14 protein-coding genes are annotated in these 26,616 nt (G+C 44.1%); 4 read left to right on the top strand and 10 right to left on the bottom strand.

What is annotated here, in order from left to right:
• The first annotated feature begins 217 nt into the window (after window positions 1-217).
• Window positions 218-1,099 (top strand): endonuclease/exonuclease/phosphatase family protein, encoded by an 882-nt coding sequence (locus MusilaSJ_RS10200; protein WP_274989873.1) that lies wholly within the window; start codon window positions 218-220, stop codon window positions 1,097-1,099.
• A gap of 53 nt (window positions 1,100-1,152) precedes the next feature.
• Here the strand turns inward: MusilaSJ_RS10200 and MusilaSJ_RS10205 are convergent, their stop codons facing one another.
• The gene (locus MusilaSJ_RS10205; RefSeq protein ID WP_274989874.1) at window positions 1,153-2,616 is read right to left on the bottom strand and encodes a glycoside hydrolase family 30 protein; all 1,464 of its coding nucleotides are present in this window, start codon (window positions 2,614-2,616) and stop codon (window positions 1,153-1,155) included.
• 279 nt (window positions 2,617-2,895) lie between these two features.
• Window positions 2,896-3,276, bottom strand: a complete 381-nt coding sequence (locus MusilaSJ_RS10210) for a chorismate mutase (RefSeq protein WP_274989875.1) — start codon at window positions 3,274-3,276, stop codon at window positions 2,896-2,898.
• A 262-nt stretch (window positions 3,277-3,538) separates the two neighbouring features.
• Here MusilaSJ_RS10210 and MusilaSJ_RS10215 point away from each other — a divergent pair, with 262 nt between their 5' ends.
• Window positions 3,539-4,603 carry a sterol desaturase family protein gene (locus MusilaSJ_RS10215; protein WP_274989876.1) on the top strand — a complete coding sequence of 355 codons (1,065 nt, stop codon included), beginning with the start codon at window positions 3,539-3,541 and terminating at the stop codon, window positions 4,601-4,603.
• Between the two features lie 333 nt (window positions 4,604-4,936).
• Here MusilaSJ_RS10215 and MusilaSJ_RS10220 read toward each other — a convergent pair whose 3' ends face one another.
• Together MusilaSJ_RS10220 and MusilaSJ_RS10225 are read right to left on the bottom strand one after the other, a co-directional pair.
• Window positions 4,937-5,920, bottom strand: a complete 984-nt coding sequence (locus tag MusilaSJ_RS10220) for a GlxA family transcriptional regulator (protein ID WP_274989877.1) — start codon at window positions 5,918-5,920, stop codon at window positions 4,937-4,939.
• A 128-nt stretch (window positions 5,921-6,048) separates the two neighbouring features.
• Window positions 6,049-6,696: an ankyrin repeat domain-containing protein gene (locus MusilaSJ_RS10225; RefSeq protein ID WP_274989878.1), complete on the bottom strand. Its 648-nt coding sequence runs from the start codon at window positions 6,694-6,696 to the stop codon at window positions 6,049-6,051.
• A gap of 274 nt (window positions 6,697-6,970) precedes the next feature.
• On the opposite strand from MusilaSJ_RS10225, the gene MusilaSJ_RS10230 reads away from it, so the two are divergent.
• Together MusilaSJ_RS10230 and MusilaSJ_RS10235 are read left to right on the top strand one after the other, a co-directional pair.
• Entirely contained in the window at window positions 6,971-9,583 is a 2,613-nt protein-coding gene (locus tag MusilaSJ_RS10230; RefSeq protein WP_274989879.1) for an FtsK/SpoIIIE family DNA translocase, read from the top strand.
• 69 nt (window positions 9,584-9,652) lie between these two features.
• Complete coding sequence (locus tag MusilaSJ_RS10235) at window positions 9,653-10,330, top strand: outer membrane lipoprotein periplasmic chaperone LolA1 (protein WP_274989880.1); 678 nt, start codon at window positions 9,653-9,655, stop codon at window positions 10,328-10,330.
• 406 nt (window positions 10,331-10,736) lie between these two features.
• Here MusilaSJ_RS10235 and MusilaSJ_RS10240 read toward each other — a convergent pair whose 3' ends face one another.
• From MusilaSJ_RS10240 to MusilaSJ_RS10265, 6 genes are all read right to left on the bottom strand, one after another.
• A complete protein-coding gene (locus tag MusilaSJ_RS10240) occupies window positions 10,737-13,136 on the bottom strand; it encodes a glycoside hydrolase family 2 TIM barrel-domain containing protein (RefSeq protein WP_274989881.1) in 2,400 nt (799 codons plus the stop codon).
• Window positions 13,133-14,257 (bottom strand): glycoside hydrolase family protein, encoded by a 1,125-nt coding sequence (locus tag MusilaSJ_RS10245; RefSeq protein ID WP_274989882.1) that lies wholly within the window; start codon window positions 14,255-14,257, stop codon window positions 13,133-13,135. The genes MusilaSJ_RS10240 and MusilaSJ_RS10245 overlap by 4 nt, the downstream gene beginning before the upstream one ends.
• 13 nt (window positions 14,258-14,270) lie before the next feature.
• Window positions 14,271-17,033: a family 78 glycoside hydrolase catalytic domain gene (locus MusilaSJ_RS10250; protein WP_274989883.1), complete on the bottom strand. Its 2,763-nt coding sequence runs from the start codon at window positions 17,031-17,033 to the stop codon at window positions 14,271-14,273.
• 9 nt (window positions 17,034-17,042) lie between these two features.
• A complete protein-coding gene (locus MusilaSJ_RS10255; protein WP_274989884.1) occupies window positions 17,043-20,564 on the bottom strand; it encodes a malectin domain-containing carbohydrate-binding protein in 3,522 nt (1,173 codons plus the stop codon).
• Window positions 20,565-20,913: 349 nt separating this feature from the next.
• Window positions 20,914-23,721: a glycoside hydrolase family 95 protein gene (locus MusilaSJ_RS10260; RefSeq protein ID WP_274989885.1), complete on the bottom strand. Its 2,808-nt coding sequence runs from the start codon at window positions 23,719-23,721 to the stop codon at window positions 20,914-20,916.
• A gap of 5 nt (window positions 23,722-23,726) precedes the next feature.
• Complete coding sequence (locus MusilaSJ_RS10265) at window positions 23,727-26,483, bottom strand: alpha-d-galacturonidase (protein WP_274989886.1); 2,757 nt, start codon at window positions 26,481-26,483, stop codon at window positions 23,727-23,729.
• Window positions 26,484-26,616: the final 133 nt, after the last annotated feature.

Raw genomic sequence — 26,616 nt, forward strand, 5'->3', positions numbered from 1 at the left:
GACAGTAGTGATACCGACCAATGCGAAGCTAAGCTTGCTCCTGGTACCTTTGCACATTTCTGTAAATTCTGAATAGAATTAATCCTGGCTTACAAAATTTTTGGACCTTCGTAAGTCTCCGCCGGTTAAATAATCTTCAGCGTGTAGCTTATATTATAACGTAATATTTACTTTTAACTTTGTTCAAGTGCCGTTGGCATCTTATCTAAATATTACTATGAAAAAACTACTTTCTTTATTATTCATGGCTATACTTTCTGTTTCAGCAAGTTATGGCCAGCACCAGCTTACTATTGCTACGTATAATTTACGTAATGATAATGCCACAAACGATGATTCGGTACGAGGCAACGGCTGGAAACAGCGCCTGCCGGTTATAACGCAGCTCATCCGTTTTCATGACTGGGATATTTTTGGCACCCAGGAAGGGCTGGTACACCAGCTTAATGGTTTAAAACAGGCCATGCCTCAATATGCCTACACCGGCATAGGCCGTGATGATGGTAAAACTGCCGGCGAGTTCTCGGCCATTTTTTACAAAAAGGAAAAATTTAAACTACTGAAACATGGCGATTTCTGGATGGCGCCAATTACCAACAAGCCCAACAAAGGCTGGGATGCCGCACTTCCAAGGATCTGCTCATGGGGATATTTCCGGGAAGTAAAAACCGGTTACAAGTTTTACTACTTTAACCTGCATATGGACCATATAGGTGTTGTTGCCCGCCGTGAAAGCGCCAAGCTGGTATTGAAAAAAGTGAAAGAGTTAGGCGGTAACTCGCCTGCTATTTTATCGGGCGATTTTAATGTAGATCAAACGTCTGACAGCTACGCGGTAATCAATAACTCGGGTACACTGAAGGATAGTTATGAGCTGTCGCCAATAAAATATGCTACCAATGGTACTTTTAATGATTTTGATGCTAATGGTAAAACCAGCGGCCGCATCGATCATATTTTTGTAACCAAAGAGTTTAAGGTAAAGAGATACGGAATCTTAACGGATACCTACAGGGCGAAGACTAAAGGCTCTGATAAATATGAGGCTAAAGAGCCCAGCGACCATTTCCCGGTAATGATAATGGTGGATCATAAATGACCCACCATACCAGAGATTTAGTTGATTGATTAAACTAAAGATTTTTATAAAGATTACTTCACCATAAGTGTAGCAATTGAGTGCGGCAGAGCAGTGGTGCCTGCCGCTTTTCCTTTTATCCAAAGGCTGTAATCTATTTTTTCGTCGGTTTTGTTCATTACCACCACTGCAATTGAACCATCGGGGTTTTGGTAAGCGGTTGTTAACAGCTTGTCCCTGCTGGCCACCGCGCTGATGCGTTTTGCACCCGGGTGAATATATTTAGAGAAATGACCGATGTAATAGTATGAACTGGTGTAGATGAGGCTTCCGTTACGCAGGTCGGCATGTACGGGAGCAAAGCAAAAGTTACCTACGTGATTTGGCCCGCCTTTTTCATCAAGCAATACGTTCCAATCGGTCCATGCTACGGTACCGGCATTAAAGTCATTGATCATTGACAGGCCGTAACGTTCGCCAAGCGACCAGTCATTGATCTTGTTGAAATCAAATTTTTCGATACAACCTTCGGTAAATACCAGGTTTTTGCCTGGGAATGCTTCATGGGTACGACGGGTGGCTTCAAAATTTTGGCCTGCACCGGTCCAGGTTTCATACCAATGGAAACCGATACCCCAGATGTATTTGGCCGCTGCCGGATCTTCCAGGATAGTGCTGGCGCGTTGATAAAGCAAATCGCGGTTATGGTCCCAAACTATCAGTTTTTTATTGGACAGGCCTTGTTTTTGCAATGTTGGGCCTAAAAAGTTCTTTACAAAATCACGCTCCTCTTCGGCGGTGTACATGCATGATTCCCATGTTTGCTTAGCCATCGGTTCGTTTTGTACCGAAAGTCCCCATATAGGCACACCTTCTTTTTCATAAGCTTTAATAAACTTAACGTAAAAGTTGGCCCAGCTTTGATCAAATTCCTTTTTGAGCTTACCTCCATGCAGTACATCGTTATTATCTTTCATAAAAGCAGGAGGGCTCCAGGGTGATACAAACATGGTCAGTTTACCTCCCGCAGCCGCTGCGGCCGCTTTAATAAAAGGAATCCGGTAGGTTTTATCATGACTGATATCGAAGGTTTTTAAGTCCTTATCACCATCTTTTACATAACTGTAGCTATCGCTCGAAAAATCACAGCTTTGAATATTGGTGCGGCCAAAGGAGTAACCAATACCTTTGGCTTTATCATAGTAAGCGGTTAAAAATTCTTTCTGTTTATCTTTTGGCAGTTTGGCATAAGTTTCGGCTGCCGCATCTGTAAGCGCACCGCCAATTCCTATCATGGTTTGGAATGTTTTGGCCGGATCAATAAAAACCGCTACCTCTGTTTCTGCGGGTTGAGGTTTATCTGCAAACTTCAGGGTTTCGGTTTCTTTAAATTTATATCCGGCTTTTTGCTCAGAAACAATTACCTTGACCGATTTACCCATTACCGAATAAGGCGCTTTACCCTGCGCGCTGACAAAGCCAGCCTTTAATAATAATCCGCCAGCGATGAAACAGGCAATTAAATACTTTTTTTGCATGAGTTTAATTAAATAGGCTTACCGGCTTGGTTACGAGCCTGGACAGTTGGCTAACCGGAGTTGTCAAATTTATTAAACTTAATTAAAAAAAAGCGAAAATCCAGATATAAATTATCGCATCAAGGCGACTTGCCGGGCAAATTGATACGCATTAATACCAATTTTTACCCCCATACAAACAATTGATAATAAGAATATTATACACCAATTCACAACAAACTTGACTCCAAATTTGATGCGCTAAAATGCATTTAAATTATAGTGTATTTTTTACACCTGCTATTGCTTTTGAGCTTTAACTTCTTCCTCAATGCGCAGGCTTTCTTTATGGATAGCGTTCATAAGTTCGGTAATGAATGTTGCAGAGAGCCCTTCCTGTTTTCCGGCTTCGACAGTTTTTTCCAGTACTTGCTTAAAACGGTCGGCCTGGAGGGCCGGAATATTGTTTTCTGCTTTATAGATGCCGATCTCTTTTACTACCCTCTCACGTTCACCCAGTAAGGCTATAATTTTTTTATCGATGGAATCAATTTTGATCCGGTTGTTTTGTAATGGATTGCCGGCAGAAGTTTGGGTCATAGGTGTTGATTGGGCGTTAACTAAACTGTACCGGATCATGCACACTAAAAATAATATAAAAGCGCGGTTAAATAATTTCATATCAGATGATTTTTTGAGGCAAATTTATAGAAATAACCTTGCTGTTAACGGATTGTTTCAAGATTGATGCAGAGTTTTACTCCTGACATCGCTACCCTTTTATTTAATACGCCCTCATTTCATTTGCTCTATTTACCAGGCTAATGAAGAGCGCAGGCCGGGTGAGCCGACTTCGTGAGATATTAATATCCTTTCAAAGAATTTGCATGTACCTACATATATACAAATAAAATTTCCTAAATTTGAATAAAACCTTTTACCGGTGAACCTAATTTTAGATATGGATTTTTTAAAAGCGATATACGAGCATATTACAGGATTTTTTGGCCTCGGCGGATTGTATGCCATCATCAAATCGGGCGATTATAACAAACTGCTTACCTACGATGGCATTACGGCCTTATTAGGCCCTATGCTACCTGTATTGCTGGTGTTTGAGATCATCAGGGGGGCTTTCTATAAAAAATTCAAGGTGATCCATTACAAGATCTCTTTTTGGACATATGTGTTAAATGCTTTTATAGGCAGCGTACTTTCCATTGCCATGGTAGGGTTTTGTATCGGCTTCTTTTCGAGGTTTGCTATTTTTAAAACAACGTTTACCTGGTACTGGTTCATTTACGGCTATATCGTATGGGAATTTGCTCATTTTTGGTATCATTACCTTGCGCATAAGGTGAGGATCCTGTGGTGCCTCCACTCAACCCATCACGCGCCCGAAAGCATGAACCTTTCGGTCACTTTCGCCCATTTCTTCCTCGAAGCGCCCTATGCCGACCTCATCCGCACCAGCATTTGTATTTTATTGGGGGTGAACCCACCTATGCTGTTTGTAATTATGTTTATTGATGGTTTTTGGGGGTCAATGATCCACATTGGTGAAAATCTTATAGAGGATGGACGCCTTGGTTTCCTCAACAGAATCGTACTTACGCCATCGCATCACAGGGTACACCATGCGCGTAATCCATTATATATGGATACTAATTTCTGTAACCTGTTACCGATATGGGATAAAGTTTTCGGAACCTTCCAAAATGAAGACCGCAAGATCCCTATTGAATATGGAATTAGTCGCCCGATGATTAAAAACAGCTTTTTAGATGCTTATTTTGGCGAGATCATAGCACTGGCCAAAGATGTACGCAAGGCGCCGGGTATTAAAAACAAGTTTTTATACATTATAATGCCCCCCGGCTGGAGCCATACCGGCGATCATAAAATGACGACAGTTGTTAAAAAGGCCTATTTTGAATCGCTTGAGGAAGAGGTAAATAACCAGGAAATAAAAGTTGTGAAGCAAGGCGAAAAGGAAGAAATGGTTTAAAAGTAATTATAAAACCATGTCATTGCGAAGAAGCGTGGCAACCAAACGGAAGCCCAGCCGTCATTCCTCCTCACAATGACAACTTAAAACGGGTGTCATGCTGAGCCTGTCGAAACATGGTGGGTAGACCCCTGCGCGCGAATCTTCGACAGGCTACCCATGACAACTTCAAACGGGTGTCATACTGAGCTCGTCGAAGTATGGCGGGCAGGCCTCTCCGCACGAGTCTTCGACAGGCTCAGACTGACAAGCCCTCTTTTGTCATTTCACCTTCAGAGGCCTCCGGATTTAAACACTCACAATGACATGTCTTTTATTTTAAATACTTCATCTTTAATTCTCCAGCACTGCCCTCCTGCAATATTTACTCCTGTAATCCTGCGGGGTTAGTCCTGTTATCCGTTTAAAGATCTTCCTGAACGTTTTCAGGTCGTTATAACCAACTTTATACATCAGTTCGCTAATATTGAAATTGGTTTTCTCCAGCCCTTTTTTTACCGATTCTATCTTTACCTTTTGCAGGTATTCCATCGGCGTATTTTGGGTGGCGCTTTTAAAACGGCGAATGAAATTACGCTTGCTCATATTGGTTTGGCCCGCAATTTCTTCAACAGAAATAGGCAAATGGTAATTATTTTCGATAAACAACTGTGAGCGCATGATTTCCTGATCTTCATGTTGGTGCTGCCCTTCAAATACCTTAAAGTGCGCCTGGCTGGTACGGTCGATATCCAGCGAAAACATTTTACTGGCCCAGATGCCTGTATCTCTGCCGCAATATTTTTCAATCAGGTACAGGATCAGGTTCATGCTTGAAAAAGCACCGCCACTGGTATAAGTCCCGTCTTTATCGGTGGTTACCATATCTGGTAAAATATTCACGCTTGGATAGCGACGTTTCATATCGTCCACAGCAACCCAATGCGTAGTACAGGGTTTGCCGTCAAGCACCCCTGCTTCGGCCAAAAAATAGCTGCCGAAACACAAGCTGGCCACTTCCGCGCCCTTATTATACATGTTCCTTATAAAGTCGATCAGGTTTTTGTTTTTACGCATCACCAGATCAGGCGGACCATAAAACGCCGGGGCTATTACCAGGTCGATCTCTTTGATCTCATCAATGGTTTTAAAACCGGTAAACTGTGCCGGGAAATAAAGCAGGTTATTGTTTATTCTTTCCCCTACAAGCATTACACTAAAGGCCTCGGTTTTGCCGCTTTCTACCAAAAAACGGTTAGTATGCCTCACCATATCCAATACACCCGATATGGTTGAAAGATTAATGTCTTCGTGAATAAGCAGCGCTATTTCTTTCATTTGTTATAATTCAGGTTATTACAAATATATAAAAGCACCCGGCACAAAAACATGCGATAAGCCTTAAAAAACGCGAATCATTGATAAAAAGCTATCACTTAACCAGTTTAAAATTAAGCGTTTAAACATCAACTCAAGATTTCCGCTATCTCTTCAAAGCCTTTTTCGCGGGCCAGGTCGGCGGGAAGTTTGCCGCCTTCCATCCGGGTGTGAACTTCGGCACCGCTTTCGAGCAGCAGGATGATCAGCTCAAGATTACCATTTTGCGCGGCCGAATGCAGCGGCGTAGCGCCGGCTTGCTGCACAACGTTCACCTGAGCGCCGTTTTCGATCAGCATCCGGGCTATATCGGTATAGTTTCCGGCAGTTGCCGAATGAATGGGGAATACGTTAAAACCGTTATTTGATTGAAGGTTAACATTTGCACCCTTCAACACCAGGTACCTGGCCACATCAAACTGCCCGAAGTAACAGGCCAGCCCAAGTGCAGTAAAGCCATCGTCAGCATAATCATCAAGTGTGTTCGGATAGGTAGCAACCAGGTGGGCAACCGTATCAAATTTACCGGCAGCAGCGGCTTCAAATAAACTGATATCGCTTACATAATTTAACAATAAATTGGTAACTTCTGGCTTTTTATAATAGCAGGAAAGCATAAGCGGCGATACGTTAAGGCTTGTTTTTTTTAAAGCCAGCGCCGGGTCGCGGCCAAGCAGGGTATTGATACTATCTAAATCGGTTGATGCGATATATTCTTCCAGTCTTTCTATGCTCATTACTTAGTTAAGTAAAGTGTTTACTATTAAGCGCGCTGTTATATTACTTTGTTAAATTTACGTTTTCTGTTACAGGCAAATGTTGTTTTTCAATTATACTAAAAAATTAAAAATGTTGCCAATAAGTTATATAATCTGTTAACTTTATATTCATTCGGCCTGTAATTTTTTGCAGGTTAATGAATCTTATATAAAATATTTACCGGGTGTAACTGCAAAGTTCACATAGGTAAAATTTTACGTAAGTTTGCACATAAACGATTGTTACATCAGGATGCCGGCAAAAGGAAACCAGTTTAGATCAAATAATTTCAAGGGAGAAAATCAGCCTCGCCAAAGCGGCAAGGCCGAAAAGGAACGAGTGGCAGGCAGGAAATTACCTAAACTGCCCAGTTTTGACTTTGACTATGAAAACGGCAAGGCTGTTAAAATAGCAGGCTTGTTTTCACTGCTATTATCCATTTTTTTCCTCATCGCTTTTACATCTTACCTGTTTACCTGGCAGGAAGACCAGAGCTACATTTCCAAAACAAACGGCGGCTGGCATAACCTATCAACAGGCACTACCGTTCATGAAATTGCCGACCTGAGCGATCCAACCATCAGGGCACAAAATTGGCTGGGCAAGTTTGGCGCGTTATTATCCAACCAGTTTATTTATGAGTGGTTTGGCGTAGCTTCATTCTTGTTTATTTTTGTGTTTTTTGTTGTAGGATACCGCTTGCTTTTTAAAGCGAGGTTGTTTTCTATCCGTAAAACACTTGCATATTCGTTATTCAGCATTGTTTTTATTTCTGTGGCGATAGCTTATCTTCATTCATTTGTGATTGATTATCCCCACTACCTTGAAGGCGGTTTCGGTTTTTGGAGCAACCGCTTACTCGCGGCTCAGATAGGTGAAGCGGGAACCGGCGGATTGCTGGTGTTTTTGGCACTTACCGTATTGGTAATAGCCTATAACATCGACTTTAAAATACCCCAGCGTAAAAACCGCCCGGTTGCAGCAATGAGCGTTGATGAGATAGCACCTGAACCTGTTGAACTAATTGATGAGGAGCCGTCAATGCCGCTTGAATGGCCTCGGGGTAATAACAAGATCCGCGAAACCCATGTAAGCAGCATCATGCCCGAGCCCATGGTACAGGAGCCGCTTATACCGCCATCACCGCTCAGGCACCCCCCAATGGAGCAAATGCCCGGATTCCACGAACCGGTAGTTTTAAGACCGGCAAACACGGTTAAACATGAGCCGGAAGAGGAAGAAGAAATTCCCCTTACTATTGATACCAACAGGCCATTGCCCGAATTGAGCGTTGAGAAAACCGATAACGAAAAAGCAAACGATCTGGTAAACCAGTTTGGTATATATGACCACAAGCTCGATCTGGCTTCATACAAACTGCCGCACCTGGAGTTATTAGAAAACCACGGTTCGAACAAGATCTCGGTTAATGCCGAAGAACTGGAAGCCAACAAGAACAAAATTGTTGAAACGCTGAACCACTATAATATCGAGATTGATAAGATAAAAGCCACTATCGGCCCAACGGTTACCCTGTATGAGATCATTCCGGCCCCTGGTGTCAGGATCAGCAAGATCAAGAACCTGGAGGATGATATCGCATTAAGTTTAGCCGCATTGGGTATCCGTATCATTGCTCCTATGCCGGGCAAGGGGACCATCGGTATTGAAGTGCCCAATCAAAATCCCGAGATGGTTTCGATGCGCTCTATCCTATCGACAGAAAAATACCAGAATACCACAATGGACCTGCCTATCGCTTTAGGTAAAACCATATCTAACGAAGTATTTATTGCCGATTTGGCCAAGATGCCACACTTACTGGTTGCGGGAGCCACCGGCCAGGGTAAATCGGTTGGTATTAACGCCATCCTGGTATCGCTGCTGTATAAAAAACACCCTGCCGAGCTCAAATTTGTACTGGTTGACCCTAAAAAGGTTGAGCTTACGCTGTTCCGTAAAATAGAAAGGCACTTTTTGGCTAAGCTGCCTGATGATGGCGATGCGATCATCACCGATACCAAAAAGGTGGTAAATACGCTCAATTCGCTTTGTATTGAGATGGACCAGCGCTATGACCTGCTGAAAGATGCGCAGGTACGCAACCTGAAAGAGTACAACGCCAAATTTGTGAACCGCAAAATCAGCGATCCCGAAAAACATCGTTACCTGCCGTTTATAGTTTTGGTGATTGATGAGTTTGCCGATTTGATGATGACTGCTGGGAAAGAAGTAGAAATGCCTATTGCCCGTATCGCACAGTTGGCCCGTGCGGTGGGTATACATTTGGTTATTGCAACGCAGCGCCCTTCTGTTAACATCATTACCGGTACTATCAAAGCCAACTTCCCTTCAAGGCTGGCATTCAGGGTGCTTTCCAAAATCGACTCACGTACCATTCTTGACGCAGGTGGCGCCGATCAGCTCATCGGCCGCGGGGATATGCTATTTTCAACAGGTAGCGACCTGATCCGTTTACAGTGTGCATTTGTGGATACCCCCGAGGTTGAAGCTATATCTGATTTTATCGGCAATCAGAAAGGTTATCCATCAGCTATGTACTTACCTGAGTATGTAGGCGAAGGTGAAGCAAGCAGCGGAGCCAAGGAATACGATCCCGACGACCGCGACCCAATGTTTGAGGAAGCCGCCCGCTTAATTGTACTGCACCAGCAGGGTTCAACATCACTTATTCAGCGTAAAATGAAATTGGGCTACAACCGCGCCGGCCGCATTATTGACCAGCTGGAAGCAGCAGGAATTGTAGGCCCTTTTGAAGGCAGCAAAGCCCGCGATGTGCTTTATCCCGACGAATACAGTCTTGAACGCTACCTCGAAACACTGCAAAAACCTATTAAAGATTAAACCAAACAAAATTTAATTACTCTAATCCGATAGCTATTAATAACAATAGTTGTTGTTGAATAAAACTGAATGAAAAAGATCATAGCATATACCATTTTAGCAATAAGTACATACAGCACTGCTTTTGCACAAAAAGACAGCCAGGCAAAGGCAATTTTAAACCAGGTAAGCCAAAAATACCGCTCATACGATGTTATTAAAACCGACTTTACCTTTAGCCTTAATAACCAGCAGGCCAATATTAAGGAAACGCAAACCGGCACCCTGATATCAAAGGCAAAAACCGGCAAATACCGCGTTACGCTTTACAACACAGCTGCAAAACCCGAAGTTGACAAAGAGATTTTAAGCGATGGCAAAAATCAATGGACCTATCTTAAAAAAGATAAAGAAGTACAGGTAAGCGATGCCGACAAAAGCGGCGATGGTTTGAACAACCCCGCCCAGATTTTCACCATGTATGAAAAAGGGTTTAAATACCTGTATACAGGCGAGCAAAAAATTGCCGGTAAAGCTTACCAAAATATTGAGCTTACGCCCGAAGATGATAAAAAAGCCATTTTTAAAGTGAAGCTTACTATCGATAAAGCAAAAAAACAGCTCTATAGCGCTTTATTGTTTGATAAAAACGGCAACAGGTACACGTACACCGTACGCACCTTTACCCCTAACGTACCCGCTCCTGATGCCACCTTTGCGTGGGATGCCAAAGGCCATCCGGGCGTTGAGGTAGTAGATTTGAGGTAGGCTTTTTTAGATGTGAGATTTGAGATATTTTAAAGCGGGAGGTTTTACTTTCCGCTTTTTTTGTATAACACCGCCGCCAGGTGGCAATTATATAGTATAACTACAGGGGTTAACAGGGTTAACAGGATTTCTATTGCTACAACACAAACTACTTACAATCAATAACTTAATAAACAAAAGGGTTAACACAAAAGATTTACTAAACATATTTAGCTCCCGCTGCCCGGGCTCCTGGCAACCGGCGACAGTTTTTTTAAGTTTTTATTTTCACGCCGTTATTGGTGCCGTCACCACAGATGTTCGGAAGCTTTTATAATTCCCTCCTTTGGAAGAGGGATATCGCGCAATCCCGCGCTTTTTTTCTATAAGTCAGCGACAATGACACATCTTAGCTTCTAATGATTTTTCAACGCACGCTTTTAATAGTTAAGCATGCAGACTGCAATCCATCGGCAGCAGCCCTAATTGTAATTTCCCCGGCAACAGATTTAGATTGAATAATAGCCAATCCCAAACCATTAAACAAATGGTGCTGATCGGATACAAACGGATCTTGATCCGTTTGTGAACCATTATCCACACCCTTCAGTATCCCTTGTCCGGTTACTTTAAATTTCACCAACTGGTTGGCATCCGCCACCGGAACATTGTTTTTATCTAAAACAGACACAGTAATATACGAAAGATCTTTACCATCGGCTTTAATTTTACTTCTGTCGGCCTTAAGCTGTAATTTATATGGTTCACCGGCTGTAACAACCTGTGTGGTCATGACCACTTTACCCTTACGGCGCGATACGGCTTTTAATACTCCCGGCTCGTATTTAACACGCCACATTACATGCAGGTCATCGCCGGTTTTCTTCCTTACGCCTATCGATTTGCCATTCAGAAATGCTTCTACCTCATCGGCATTGTTGTAATAAGCCCATACATCAATCATTTGTCCGGGCTTCCAGTTCCAATGCGGTAAAAGGTGTAAAACAGGTTTATTTGTCCACTCGCTTTGGTACATGTAATAAACATCTTTGGGGAAACCGGCCAAATCAACAATGCCGAAGTATGAGCTGCGGGCAGGCCACAGGTACGGGGTTGGTTCGCCGATATAATCGAAGCCTGTCCACACGAAAAGTCCAGAAAGGAAATTATGCTTTTTAATAATCTTCCACGTTTCCTCATGTGTTGAGCCCCAATAGGCCGACACATTATCATACGATGATACCGTGAGATCGGCGTTGCCATCCTTCAAAGGTGTTTTACCATCCTTTGGCCAACGCCTGATACTATCCGACGGCATATCATAATGCCCTCTTGTTGCCAGGGCCGACATATTTTCGGTGCCGATAAACTTTTGATCGGGATAATTTTTCTGAAAATCAGCGTACACTTCCTGGTGGTAATTTAAGCCGATCAAATCAAGCGCGCCCGACTGGTAAATGAAATTCTTTTTAGGATCAGCATCGCTCAGGGCCGATGTAACCGGCCTGGTACTATCCAGTTGCTTTACAATTTTAACCAGCTCACGACCAATACTTACACCTGTACTGTCAAATTGCTCCCTGATTTCGTTACCTATGCTCCAGGCAAAAATCGAGGGATGGTTACGATCGCGCAATACCTGGTCTTGCAGGTCTTTTACATGCCATTTATCCCAATCCTCATGGTAATCATGCTTGCTTTTTTTCTTCTTCCACATATCAAAGGCTTCATCCATCACCAGGAAACCCATTTTATCGCACAGGTCGAGTAATTCGGGCGCGGGAGGATTATGCGATGTACGGATAGCATTACAACCCATGTCTTTCAAGATCTGTAATTGACGTTCGATAGCGCGGGTATTAACAGCTGTACCCAAAGCGCCCTGATCGTGGTGCAGGCATACACCAAGAATTTTCATCGGTTCACCGTTCAGGCTGAAACCTTTATCTGCATCGAAATTAAAATACCTGATACCTGTAGTGGTGATATAATCATCAATAACCTGATCTCCAGCCATCAATTGCAGTTTCACTTTGTACAGGTATGGATATTTTACCGACCATAGTTGAGGATTACTAACCCGGATACCTTGCTGAACTACAGTGTCCTTTACAGCAGTGGTAGCAGATCCAACAACCTTACCTTTATCATCCAGAACAGAAGCTTTAACCTTAAACTTTGAGTTAACGAAAACCGGTAAAACCGTACGAATATTAATCTCCGCTTTTTGATGATCAACCTTTGGAGTTGTTATAAATGACGACCATTGCGGCAAATAGATTTTGCTCGTAGTGGTTAGCCACACATTACGGTAAATGCCCGAGCCGGTATACCAGCGTGAATTAGGCTGATCGCTGTTATCAGCCCTCACGGCAATCACATTTTGTTGTGTGCCGAATTTGAGATAAGGCGTTAAATCATATCTGAACGAGATATAGCCATTGGGCCGTTTACCTAAATAATGGCCATTTATCCAAACTTCGCTGTTATGAAAAACCCCGTCGAAATCAATCAAAATTGTTTTTGTTTTTGATGATACGGCAATCAAAAAGCTTTTACGATACCAGCCAATGCCGGCTGGCAACCCGCCTTCGGCCTGCGTGGTGGGGTTTTTACTGTCGAATTTACCTTCAATGCTCCAGTCATGCGGCAGATCAAGCTGTCGCCAGTGGCTATCATCATATTTTACATTATTCGCCGTCGAATCATCTCCTAAAAAAAACTTCCAGTTGGAGTTAAAACTTTCTGTTTTGCGTACGTTTTGGGCCGATGCAAAACCGGTCGCGAAAAACACTAAACACAGCGTATATAGATAGTGTAGCCTCATGATTTCGTTTTGCTTTTCTTAACAGGCGGCGCAACAAAGTTCAGCTCACTTTTACCCAGATCTTTTGATACAGCTACCGCTATACCACGCTGATCCGCCTTGTTCACGGCGCAATAAAAGTGATAAACCGTGCCTTTATATTTTATCACACATGATTTATGGGCGAACATATTATCATAAGGCTCGGACGATTGGATGAGCTTCTCTCCGGTCCAGTCTGTCCAGTGTATCAGATCATACGAGCAGGCGAAGCGGTTAAACACACCTGAATCACCAGTTTTCCAGAAAGCACCGAAGTAGAACATGACATATACATTTCCTATTTGCTGAATGTACGGGTCGCCGGTAATACCGTCGCCGTGATTCAATACCGGGTCTTTGCCGTAGCGTTTCCAGTGCAGCATATCATCAGATACAGCCATGCCAATGCGCTCGGCACCGCGTTTTTTGTTTACGCTGTCGCCATTGGCGTTATAATACATAATGAAAGGGTGACCGGTCAGTTTCTTTTTATCCCAGATCACCGTTTGCTTGTATTGCGTATGGTTATCCCACCAGCTTACATCTTTATCAATGCTCGACAATACGGGATGATCTAAACCCTGCCATTCATGCACCGTACCCGGATCTTTATCGGTAGAAGCCACACTTATAGATAGCAAACCTTTCTCGTACCCCTTACTTTGTCCACCGAAGTACGATAACCAATATTTGCCATTGTACTGCTGTAACTTGTACGAACCGCCCCATTTATAATCCTGCAAACCGACATAACCGGCTTTTTGGTTATTGTCCCATTTGGTAGTATCGTCTGAAAATGAAAGGATGCGGCCCCGTGTTTTCCAGTGCAGCAGGTCTTTACTATCGGCCAGCCAGGTTTCGTATCCGCGACCGTTAAAAATAATATAGCTCATATACCAGCTGTCACCCTGGCGGAAAACCATCGGACAATCTGCTTTTTGACTATTATCTTCGGGCGCTATCACCAGGCCATACTTATGAGGCGTTTTTACCTGCTCGTAAATATCCTTCATCACCTTCTCGGGTACCTCCTGGGCATGTACCTTCAGCATTAAAAAAGTACAGACGAAGAATGCAGACGATTTAAAAATGTGTTTCATTTTGATTTTAATATTATTTGGCGATGAATGTGTAATTACCTGATCCCACCTTGATTTCTGCTTTTCCATCGTGATAGCCGATAAACTTAAGATCATGGCGGGCTTTGATATTTTGTCCATCTACCATGATAGCCACACCACCTTTTACAGGCAGAAAAATGCTTGCGGTAGTATTTGCGGGGATTTTCACCTCCAGTTTAAACTGGCCTTTGGCCTTTGTCCAACTGCTTAAAATATTACCATAAGGCGATTGGTAGTTGGCTTTTGCCCAGGTTACATTACCCACAGTTTCGGGCCTGATCTCGATTTTGTTAAACGCAATGGCATCGTCGGTTGGCCGGATTCCTGCCAAACCGCTGTAAAACCATTCCATCAGGTGCCCCAACATAAAATGGTTATTGGATACCGATGGCAACGCCGCCCATGATTCGGTTAAGGCAGTAGCGCCATGGGCCAGCTGATAACCATAGCCCGGCACATCAGCCCTGCTATTCATGTCATAGATTATATCCGAAAGACCTTCATCGTCCAACACGCGCAACAGGTAACGATAGCCAATGTCGCCGGCAGTAAGGGCGTTACCACGATCACGGATATCTTTTACAATGTTTTTTACTACGGCTGCCTTGTATTGCGGTTCAACCAATCCGGCATAAACCGACATGGCATTGGCAGCCTGACTGCCTGTACCGTATTGTTTAGTATCAGTATTAAAAAACGTTTTGTTGTATGCCTGTTTAACTTCGACTGCTGATTTTTTGTACGAGGCGGCATCATCGTTTTTGCCAAGCAGCGTAGCTATTTTTCCGGCTATATTAAGGTCATAATAGTAAAGCGAAGTAGCCGTAATACCTTTGGGAGTTAGCTGCGAAACGCCGGGTGGTTTGGGGCCGAGGTCATACCAATCGCCCAGGCCCTGGTACAACAAATGATTTTGTGATTTTTTATCGAGATAAGCCAGGTACCGTTTGATCATATCATAGTTTTGTGCAAGCACCTCTTTATCGCCGTACCACTGGTACACATACCATGGCAAAATCACCGCGTTGCTCCCCCACTCGGGCGAATCGCGGAAAGGCTCATCAAACTTTACATACTCGGGCGAGATCTCAGGGATCAATCCGTCTTCCGTTTGGGAAATGCGCATATCGTTAATACACTTACGCGCCAGGCCCACAATGTCATAATTATAATGCAGGGAGCTGCCAACTAAATGCGCTTCTTCCAGCCAACCCAGTTTTTCGCGGTGAGGGCAATCGGTAAACACGCTGGCCATATTACTTTTCATGGCCCAGTCAATCAGTTTAAATGTTTTGTTGAACAGCTCGTTTGAGCAGGCGAAACTGCCCACTGTTTTGGCGGCGTTACGGGCGTGTAAGCCTTTAATGTCAACAATTACGGGCAATTGCTTCGGATTGACTTCGTTTTGAGGTACAGCGCCCTGTACCTGCAAATACCTGAAACCGTAATAAGTAAACAGGGGATGCCAGGTTTCAACGCCGTTACCTTTCAATACATAATCATAATAATGCGGACTGCCGGAAGCTTTCTGATTAGCGCTGCCATCCTCATTAGCCAGTTCGGCGGGAGTGATCCGCACGGTATCTCCTTCTTTGCCTTGCACAGTAATTTGCGGGATTCCTGAAAAATTTTGACCTAAATCATAGATCCATGCGCCATTAGCGAGTTGCTTTTTACTTTGCGGTTTCAACTCCTGCATAATTTTCAAAGGTTCGGCCATTTGCGCGTTCAATTCGGGTATACCATCTACTTTAACAACATTTCGCCATTTGGAATCATCAAAATCGTTAGCATCCCATCCCGGTTGTTCAAGGTTGGCGTTAAAATCCTCACCGCCATAAATACTGCTGAAAGTAACCGGCGAAGGTGCTGTTTTCCATGAGCCATCGCTAACAACATTTTCTACCTTGCCGTTATCATATTCCAGCATCAAACGGCAAATCATTTTAGGGTAACCGAAAGCACCGGTGAGTTTCCGGTAACGCCTGTCGCGCGGGATGTAATAAAATCCATTGCCCAGCATTACACCTATGGTATTTTTACCGGCGATGAGTTGATTAGTTACATCAAAAGGCACATACAAAGCCTGCTTATCGTATTTTGTCCAACCGGGATCGAGGAAATGATCACCGACTTTCTTACCGTTCAGGCTCAGCTCAAAATGCCCTAACCCGCATATATAAAGGGTTGCTTTTTTCAGTTTGACATCAACATTAAAGGTCTTGCGTATTAAAGGCAAAACATTATTGGCAGCACCCAGTTTTTTGGGCCCTTTACCGTGATAGAACGGTACAATAGCCGAAGAATCAGGTAATTTATCATAGGCAATCCAATCGGCACCATACCAGTCTTTTTTTGTAAGCAGGCCTATTTGCCAACTGGCAGTACTGCTCCATGCCGATGCTTTGCCATGGTTGTCCCAAACCATTACCTTCCAGTAATACGTTTTGGCGGCTTGCATGGGCTTACCATTATATGCAACCTGCAGCGATGCATTCGATAGTACTTTGCCCGAATCCCAGATATCAGCATTGTTGCTTGCCAGTTTAGCCACGTCACCGGCAACCAAAACCCTATAAGCGGTTTGCATGGTGTTACGGGCATCACTTTGTATTTGCCAGCTCAGCTTCGGCTTAAGCGATTCGATACCCAGCGGATTGGTTTTGTACTCACATTGTGGGTTTAACACCTTGAGGCTTTGAGCAAAGAGGCTGAAGGGCAGTAACAAAAACAACAGGCTGATACTTTTTTTCATGTTAATATTTTATTGCATTTCGATACCCGAAACGGCCAAACCATCGGCCTTAATTCCTGTGATTACCAGCTTATAATTCCCCGCGTTGATACTTGTGCCCGTGTTGGTTGCAACCGTGCCCGACTTATTTTTGGCAACCGGTTTAAAACTCAGTTCTTCCTCCTTCATCACCGTACCATCGGCGGCCAGTAATTGTATTTTTGCCGTAAAAGTTTGATTGCTCTGGTTATAATATTTTATGCGCAAGGCGTACAGATCGGCAACACCCGGCGTTAACGCGAATGCCACACTGCCGCCCGCACCGCTGCTAAATTTAATTATTTTTTTTCCGTTCAGGGTGTCGGCTTTTAAGCCATAGCCTTTTATCTCAGCTGTCTCCGCCTTATAACTTATGGTTTTACGAAGATCAGTAGCCGGTTGCAGCGAAGTAACAGGTAATACCACTACCGTGTACATGAACCTGCCTTTATTTTCGCCTAAAGTTACCACCCCGGCCTTTTTAAAACGTTTCCTGTAAACAGGCAGCTGATGGCCTCCATCAGCATCTGTTTTTACAAACAAGCCGGTATTTTCATAATCAGCAAGCCATGCTGGTCGTTGCAAAGCGGGTACATCCATGGCAACATAAACATCGGCATCGGCATTTAAAGTAAAAGCCCCCTCTAAATCTCCCCCGGAAGGAGAGACTTTTAAAGCCCTCCCTACCGGGGAGGGTTGGGAGGGGCTACTGATCCAGTCGTCCCCATAAAATATAGGCGGCAGATCATTAAAGGTTACCCCCGCATTGGTATATTGTTTTTGGCCGATATCCATCCAGCTTTTTATTACCCATTTGTTGTTACCCTGTAACTGGCCGATTATTCCTTTGCCCGCCTGTTGCGGCTTTACCGCCTTATTTAAAGTACTGATAGCAATGGCTGAGATAATCGCTTCACCTGCTGCAGCATTTGGAAAAGATATGCTTACCATCCCACCGGTAACATGCGCGATGATACTTTTTTTAAGGGCCTTGTCGTATCCTGCTTCTTTCCAGATATCCAGATTTCGGATCATGGTTTTATCATTCACAGCTATATCAAACAAACGCCAGCCTGAACAATCCATTCCGCCGCCTGTGCCATACCAGGGTTCGGTAAAATATAGATCGATGCTATAATCACCATCGGGTACCGGGAAATTAAATTTTAGTTTATCTAAACCATACCTGAAAGTCTGGAACAAGGCACCATCAGCCGTGTTGCTGATCCTGTCGAAAGTGCGTTGCTGACTGGCAAAAAACTGGGGCATACCCGGATAATCATCCGTCCATGATGTGGAGCCGGGTTGGCGTTGATTATCCTGATGTTTGTCGGCCATCCAGGTATTGCCGTAGGTATCGGTATAATCCGGTCCGCCGCAATTGAGGCGGTACAAATAGTTGTAACCCGTTTGTGGTTTCAGGATAGCAGGATTCTCTTTAGGCAAATGAGGTGCTTGTGGCAGATGATTCAGCATAATTTCATCATGCGTTATCTGCTTACCATTAACATATCCCACAGCGTACAGCACATTGTACTTAATATCCGCGCCATCCCATTGAAAGTGCGTGCCGATGCCCTGCCGTTTTCGTTTGCCTAAAGACTCATCGTTGAGATCATTAAAAAGCTCAACCTCATCGCAGTTGGAATAAACAATGATACTATCCTTCTTACCCGGAGCCAGCCAGCGGTTTGGCCAGGTGTGCGATACAATGTAAACCATCGGCTCCTTATCTTTAGGCGCATAATTGGCCCTGTACATATAAAAAGCATCGGTTGGTTGGCCCCAGGGTGTAAACAAGCCTTTGTAATTAATGGGGCCTACTCTGTCAAGTTCTCGCTGGCCTTCGCCACCCTGCGTTCTTCCGGGATTTTCATGCGAATACAATAGCCATTGAAAATGCCCCGCAGCCTGATCTTTTACAGACTCGGCCAGGCATACTTTAGTTTCCATGAGCTGGGTCATACGGTCTTCACTCAGCGGACCGTTAGCGTTAAAAGGGCCTTCTGTATGCAGACCCAAACTTCGCCATGCACCATACTCGCCTACTAATATTTGTTTTTTCAGGTCATCACCATAAGTAAGCGGGTTACCGCCGTAGGTACCCGTCCAGTTTTGGGGCACGTCCCAATCGGTACCTTCGCCGCCGTTGCAGGTTGTTATTTTACGTTGCGATGAGGCCGTAGGGTCAAGCTTACGGATGATATCGCTGCATTCGCGGGCAAAATTAGCAGGGAGTTTACTTTCGTTCTGCAGTCCCCAAAGAATTACCGAAGGGCTGTTGCGCCGTTCCTTCACCCAATCAATCAGCAAAGCTTTGTAATTGGCCCTGAACTCCGGCGAATCATACCAGATATGTGCCGAATACTGCGGCCACCATAAAATGCCCAGCTTATCCCAATATTGCTGATAAGCGAGGTTATGCGGCTGGTGCGCATCCCTGAAAGCATTGAAACCGGCGGCTTTTACCTGCATTACCCTGGCTTTTATCTCCTGCGCTTCAAAAGCCTGGCTTTTGCCCATTAAATGTTCATACTCGGCAATGCCATTGATAAACACAGGTTTGCCATTGAGATAAAAACGATTGTCGTTATTATTTCTGCCAATTGGCCAGCTGATCCACCGGATCCCATACGGTGTTTGCGTTCTGTCGATCAGTTTTGCATCGACCCAAACCTCTGTTATTACCTGATACAGGTAAGGCTTTTCTAACGACCATAGCTGCACGTTTTTAACATCGGAAAGTTGTTGAGTTATTACATTGCTCTCCCCGGCGTTTAGTGTTTTGTTGGTTTTTACTTGGGTGATGATTTTGTCGCCGGCATCAATCAAGCTGTTTAAGACGATTACTTTAGATGGCTTTCCACTATAGTTTTTAACTTCAGTTTCAAGGTTAAGCGTGGCTGATTTTTCGCGAACAGTGGTATCATTCCAGATATGTACACCAAAAGGTTCTACCCTGACGGCGTTAGTCACCACCAAATGCACCGGTCTGAAAATGCCCATCGGCTGCGAACCTTCCGAAAAACCCGGATCATCTGAGCAGGCGCCGCAAACCCATGGCAAATCTTTTATGAATGAAGGATGATCGGCCTTAACGCATAACAGGTTTTGTTTGCCTGCTTTGATAGCATCCGTTATATCGATAGTGAAAGATGTACGCCCGCCGGCGTGATACCCAACCTGTTTACCGTTGAGCCAAACGGTAGCATAAGAACCAACACCTTCAAACCAAAGGAAATAGCGTTTATCGTTTTGCTTATTTTCAAGCGGGAATATTTTGCGGTACCATGCCGTGCCATGCCTGTTGCCATGTTTCAGTCGGCGATAGCCCCCGTATGTATCCCAGTTATGAGGTACGTTTACCGTTTCCCATTTGGCATCATTAAAACCGGTTTGCTCAAAACCGGTATTTGCCTTTGAATTATTATCATCGGCAATACTTTTCCAGTTGGTATTTAATGAGATATCATTACGCTGTGCAAAAAGGTAACTTTGTGAAAAAAAGAGCAAAAACAGCAGTGAGGTGATTAGTTTAAAAAAAGAGAAACATATGCCTCTACTCCCCTCACGAGCTACTGTGCGTACACATCTTTTCAAAAAAAATAAAATGTCATTTCGATAGAGCTGGGGCAGGCTGAGAGGTGGGGCGAAAGAGAAATCTTCTGCATCTGGCTGTACAACCATGCCTGTAAAAGCAGGGCGTAGAAGATTTCTCCTCACCTCCGACACATAAATCCCACCCTGGTTCGTTCGAAATGACATTTTTCTATTAATGATAAAATTAAAATGGTGTGTCGGTAGCCCTTAAGGAGAAATCGCACAGTGCCAAAACACGCTGTTCTTGAGTTTCACCCATCTTTTACAATTGTTTCAGATCGGCATCAAAGCGATAGCTTTTACCTTTTTGAGTTTCGACATCAACTGCTTTTCCGCCATAATTTAAGCGACAGGTTTTACCTAATTTTGAAAGTACCTGCAGGTTTTTCAAGCGCCCGTTTTGCCATTCAAAATCCAGCACAAAGCCGCCCCTCGCGCAAATACCTTTGATGCTACCTTGCGGTAATGCAGTTGGCAAAGCTGGAAGCAATTCAATAACATCACCCTGACTTTGTAAAAGCATTTCGGCTAAACCTGCTGCGCCGCCAAAATTGCCATCGATTTGAAACGGCGGATGCGCATCGAACAGGTTATGGTAAACGCCGCCTTTCTCCTTACCCGAGGTTACATCCGCGGGCGACAGTAGTTTAGTTAACATCAAATAAGCGTGATCTCCCTCGTGCATCCGCGCCCAGATGTTTACTTTCCAGGCGATACTCCAGCCAGTGCCTTCATCGCCACGGTATTTCATAGATTGTTCGGCTGCTTTTAACAGTTCGGGAGTTTTGAGCGAGATCTCCTTGCCGGGATAAACGCCCCACATGTGCGAAACATGGCGGTGGGTATCCGTAGTATCGTCCTTATCTTCCAGCCACTCCTGCAGCTGGCCGTACCTGCCGATTTTATTGGGTGCTATCTGCCTATATTTGAGTTTGAGTGTATCGGCAAAAGCTTTATCCGTGTTCAGCGCTTTAGCTGCTTCGATACAGTTTTTAAACAGGTCGCGGATGATCTGGTGATCCATTGTTGGCCCTGCAACTAAACCACCATGCTCCGGAGAGTTAGATGGTGTGCTGATGAGATAGCCTGACTTAGGGTCTTTTACCAAAGAATGCACAAAGAATTCGGCTGCACCCTTCATTTCGGGATAAGCCCGCTTTTGCAGAAAATCCTTATCACCTGTGTATAAATAATGCTCCCATAACTGATGGCAAAGCCAGGCAGCTCCGCTCACCCAGATACCATGATTGGATGCGTTAACAGGTGCAGTGCCGAGCCATAAATCCGTATTATGATGCAATACCCAGCCCGGTGCACCATAGTGTTCAACCGCCGTTTCATGCCCGGTTTTGGCGAGATCATCAACGATACTAAAAAACGGCTGGCTGCAGGCCGATAAGTTAAGTACCTCGGCAGGCCAGTAATTCATTTGGAGGTTGATATTGGTAGTGAACTTACTACCCCATGGCGGTGTAAGCAGGTTATTCCACAAACCCTGCAAATTCGCCGGACCACCGCCCGGACGAGATGATGAGATCAGCAAATACCTGCCATACTGCATGTACAAACTGACAAACGAAGGATCAGGCTCATGGCCAAACTTCAGGATCCGCTCATCTGTAGGCAGATCAGCATTTTCGCTCCGACCCAGATCAACAGAAAACGTATTGAAATACTTTTGATAGTCTTTTACATGAGCAGCTTTAATGGCGGCATAGCTTTTATGTGATATAGCCGCAATCTGAGTCTTACAGGTAGCCTCGGGATTGCCCGAGACATCATGATAGTTTTTAAAATTGGTTGCCGCTGTGAGATAAAACGTAGCTTCATTAGTTCCGGTAACTGATATATTTTTTGAATCGATCAGAACCCTGCCGCCTGTAGCCTCCACATGCAGATAGCTCAGGCCACGCAAAACGCCTCCTTTTATTTTTAACGAAAGCGCGAGTGTATGATCATCAATTTTGCGGATAACATAGTTTTTATGCAGACTGCTCAATAAAGCCTTCAGTGTAATTTTACCCGGTTTATCGGCAGTTAAATGCACTGTCATCACCTGGTCAGGCGCACTGCTGAAATATTCGCGGGTGTAAGTAACACCACCGGCTTTATAGCTCACATGGGCAGTGGCATTGGTAAGATCAAGGTCGCGTTTATAGTCTGTAACTGCCTGTTTTGGAAATTGCAGGTACAGATCAGCAAAGGGTTGGTAATCGGCATTGTAATGAGGATATGCCGGTGGGTTATCATCCTGGATAAAATATTTCCATTGACCGGCAAGACTAATCGCATCGCTTTCACTTCCTTCGGGATAAACCGATAAAGTTTTAGCGTTGCTTGTAAATCCACCTTTATCGTAAAAATTGATTACCTGTATGGCAAGTTTATTATCGCCAACAAATAATTTACTAGCAGGGATAATGTATTTTCTATAGCCATTACCTGAGGTAGTACCGAGGTAATCTCCATTGAGCCAGGTCCGGTCAATATCACGTATCCTTCCTAAGCTAATCACTAAGTTTTTCCCCTTCCAACCGGCAGGAATATTAAAATGCTTAATGAACCAAACTGCACCATCTACTCCTTCAAAACCGGGCGTTGTTTCCCAACCTTGCTCAGTCGGCAAATTGATGGCTTTGAGATTGTCGTCATGAAATAACTCGTCTTGAGGTAAATGGTATGAGTTCACCATTTTAAACCATTTTGCCGAATCAACCGCATAAGTAGCTTCATTGCTTTTCGTGCCCATAAAATGCTGTTGGGCCATGGCCTCTGCTTCGGCTTGCTTACCTTCGGCAAGGAGCTTGCGGATAGGCTCCAGATATTTCACAGCACCTTTGCGGTTATAGTCGCGCGGGCCGCCTGTCCATAGCGTTTGTTCGTTGTATTGGATATGTTCTTCGGCAACGCCACCGTAAATCATTCCCCCTATCCGGCCATTGCCAATGGGTAAGGCATCCGTCCATTTTTGGGCGGGCTGTTTATACCAAAGTTTCAAGGGTTGCTGGGCAAAAGCCTGTACAACCCCAAACATCAAAATTGCGATAAAAAAACTCTTCCTGCTATTCATAAATATCAGTTAAAAAGCCAGCGTAAATCCTTTATATTACCTTCGTTACTCAGGCCGGCGTCGTACACCGGCACGTGGGCATCCGCATCAACAATGCCCAATACCAACGCGGCACCTCTACCTAAGGTAAGGGTATTTGAACCGGTTTTAAAGGTATAGGTATGAATATTTACCGGAGGCAAACCATCAATTTGAATGGCATTGGCAATCTTAATATCGGCCTGGCCATAATCATTAGCGCTGGCATCTGTTTCCAATTGCGGTTCGGGCAGGTATTGAGGCAATTTGCTATTGAAAAAACCAACCAGTACTTTTACCGGCTTATCATTTTTAAAGCTGATGGTTGTGCCATTCTTTTGCTGATCTGCTTTGGATAATTTCACACCTTTTAAACCTGCCAATTCTTTTGCGATATTTTTTATCAGAGCGGTTGTATCGACATAAACTGCTTCGCCTGAATTTACCTGATAACTGCCACTGCCACTATTTTCAAACTTCAAAGGCGCATCCTGCAAAACGGTAACCTCCTTTTGCTTTTGCTGTGTTTGAGGTGATTTCAGCGAATCGATATTCCGTTTAAAATTGTCCAGTTCCTTTTGATAAACCGGCAAAAGCTCGGCCCAGGTTTTCATTTTGGCATCATTGCCGCCAACCGGGATTTTGCGTTGCTTAGTCTGCATGCTGTTGGCATACAAATAAGTATTTTCGGTTAGTTTCACCAGTTGCTTATAATAATCCAAACTGGTTTGCAGCTCGGGTAAAGCCTTTTCCAGATCGGCAACATTATCCGAGTATTTATAACGTAACACCCATAAGGCTGCTTTTGCCTTGTGAGCGTAATTATTGGCCATTGCGTTATAACAATACATATCATTTTTTAAGCGGGCAAACTCGACTTTATCCTTACTAATTTTCGCAGATACCTGGTTGATAGCCTCAACCGCTTTTTTCCCCTGCACTATTACACTATCAATAACTTTAACCGGTGTTTCGCCAATATGTGATTGGTGTTTCCATTCCTTTTCGGCGTACTCGCTCATCATTTCACCAACCGGACCTTCGGAGTTATAGAGCAAGGAAAACAGGCCGTACTTTTCAGGATTAACCAGCTGGCTCATCAGCATCCCCAAAGTCATAGTTTGGCGGTTGCCGTCGGTAATACCGAAACGGCGCAACAGTTCGGGCGAGATATTGCCTGATTGTTCATAAGCTTTTAAAATAGCCTCGCCGTGCGCCTGGTCGCATCCATACTTATCAGCAATTTGTTTTGACCAATAGTTTATTTCGCCGGCCCTGTCCCTGTTGCTATTCCAGGCATAGCGCGCCCACGCTTTGTACCAGATCCAATCCCTGTCCAACTGCAGCAGGCGTTTGCCATCAGTTTTATCTGCTGTATAAGGCCAATCCCAATAAGATGCCTGCGGATACAGGTGGAGGGCATTCGCCCCATAAATCTGATGCATAGCCTGTACGCATTTCTGAATAAAATCGGCCGAACCATAACGGAATGGCTCCAGGTTGGCAAGAATATGCACGTTTTCGATTTGTACGGTGCCGATATTACTCAAAGTCCGATGAAGATCTGCCCAGGGACCATGTGGTTCATAAGTAGTAAGCGCTTCACCATTGTATTTGGCCATGGTGTACAGGTTGTGATATAAAGGTTTGGCGTATTTCATTACTGTAGGCGCATCAGTATCATGCGCGCGTAGTACGATCGGTGGTTCATCCGTACGACCGAGGGCTTTTAACCCATCTTTTACGCCCGGAATAATGGTTTGTGTAAACCAGTCGATATCATCCTGACCCGCACCTTCCATAGCCTCGCCCAGCGTAATCAACAATCCAACATGAGGGTATTTTTCAACAAAAGCAGCTATAGATTTACGGGTATAATCGGCAATGATGGGTACAATGTGCCGGTTCCTGTCCTGCGTTTTCAGGTTATTTTTTTCGGCGAAGGGTTTGGATACGATGATGTTATAAAAACCCTGAATAAGCCAGATGCCGCGCTTATCAGCTTCATCGGCCAAAAAACTGTAAATCTCTTCATTTTTTTTAAAGGTAGCGTCATCAACCTCAACAGCGTAAGGGTATTCTTTTACCCTCACCAGCGAGGCAAAAGGGTGCCCGTTCCACAAATACAAGGAGTTCATGCGGTTTTCAGCCAACGAATCCAGGTAACGAATCCATAATGCTTTATCATAAAACCATGGGAAATTTTGCGGCGTGTAAGGGTACTCATAAGTACCGCGACCGGGAAGTAAAGCAGGCTTTTGCACACCGATGCAAGTCCCCCGCAAAACCATTTCGGGCTGATCATGCAGATTAATATTGACCGGCAGCTTTTTATTTAGATCGATCCTACCCGCCAGTTCAAGACAGCCGTAAAGCGCACCTGAATTATCAGCACCCGCTATCAGGAGTTTATTTTTAAGCCCGAGACCGCTAATAATAAAACCCTCTTTTCCGGGTTGACTATTTTTAGCACCCACCAATTTCTTAATCGAAACATCGGTAAGGAGACCAATAATTATGGTATTGCCGGATGGAAGCGCACCTTTATAAGATTGTTCGGCAACCGAATAACCTGCGCTTTTTAAAACCATCGTTAACTTTTGCACACCATAACTTATCCTTGAATGATGCTTAGGCAAACTAACAATAGTGACTTTTTTTGACTGAACTTGCGCTTGTAAGGATGAATGAAAACAAGAGATCAATATAAGCAACAGCAGCAGGCAACGGTTAAACAGCTTCATTCTCATTAGTATTTAGACAGGGGTACTCCAAGCAGGCTTTCAATATCTAAAGCGAATTAGCTTCTGAAACCTACTCTTTAGTTTTGAACTTAATTGGTTGTATAGTATTCAAAAATATCAGTACGCTGCTGCA

The organism is Mucilaginibacter sp. SJ, assembly GCF_028993635.1.
Lineage (GTDB): Bacteria > Bacteroidota > Bacteroidia > Sphingobacteriales > Sphingobacteriaceae > Mucilaginibacter.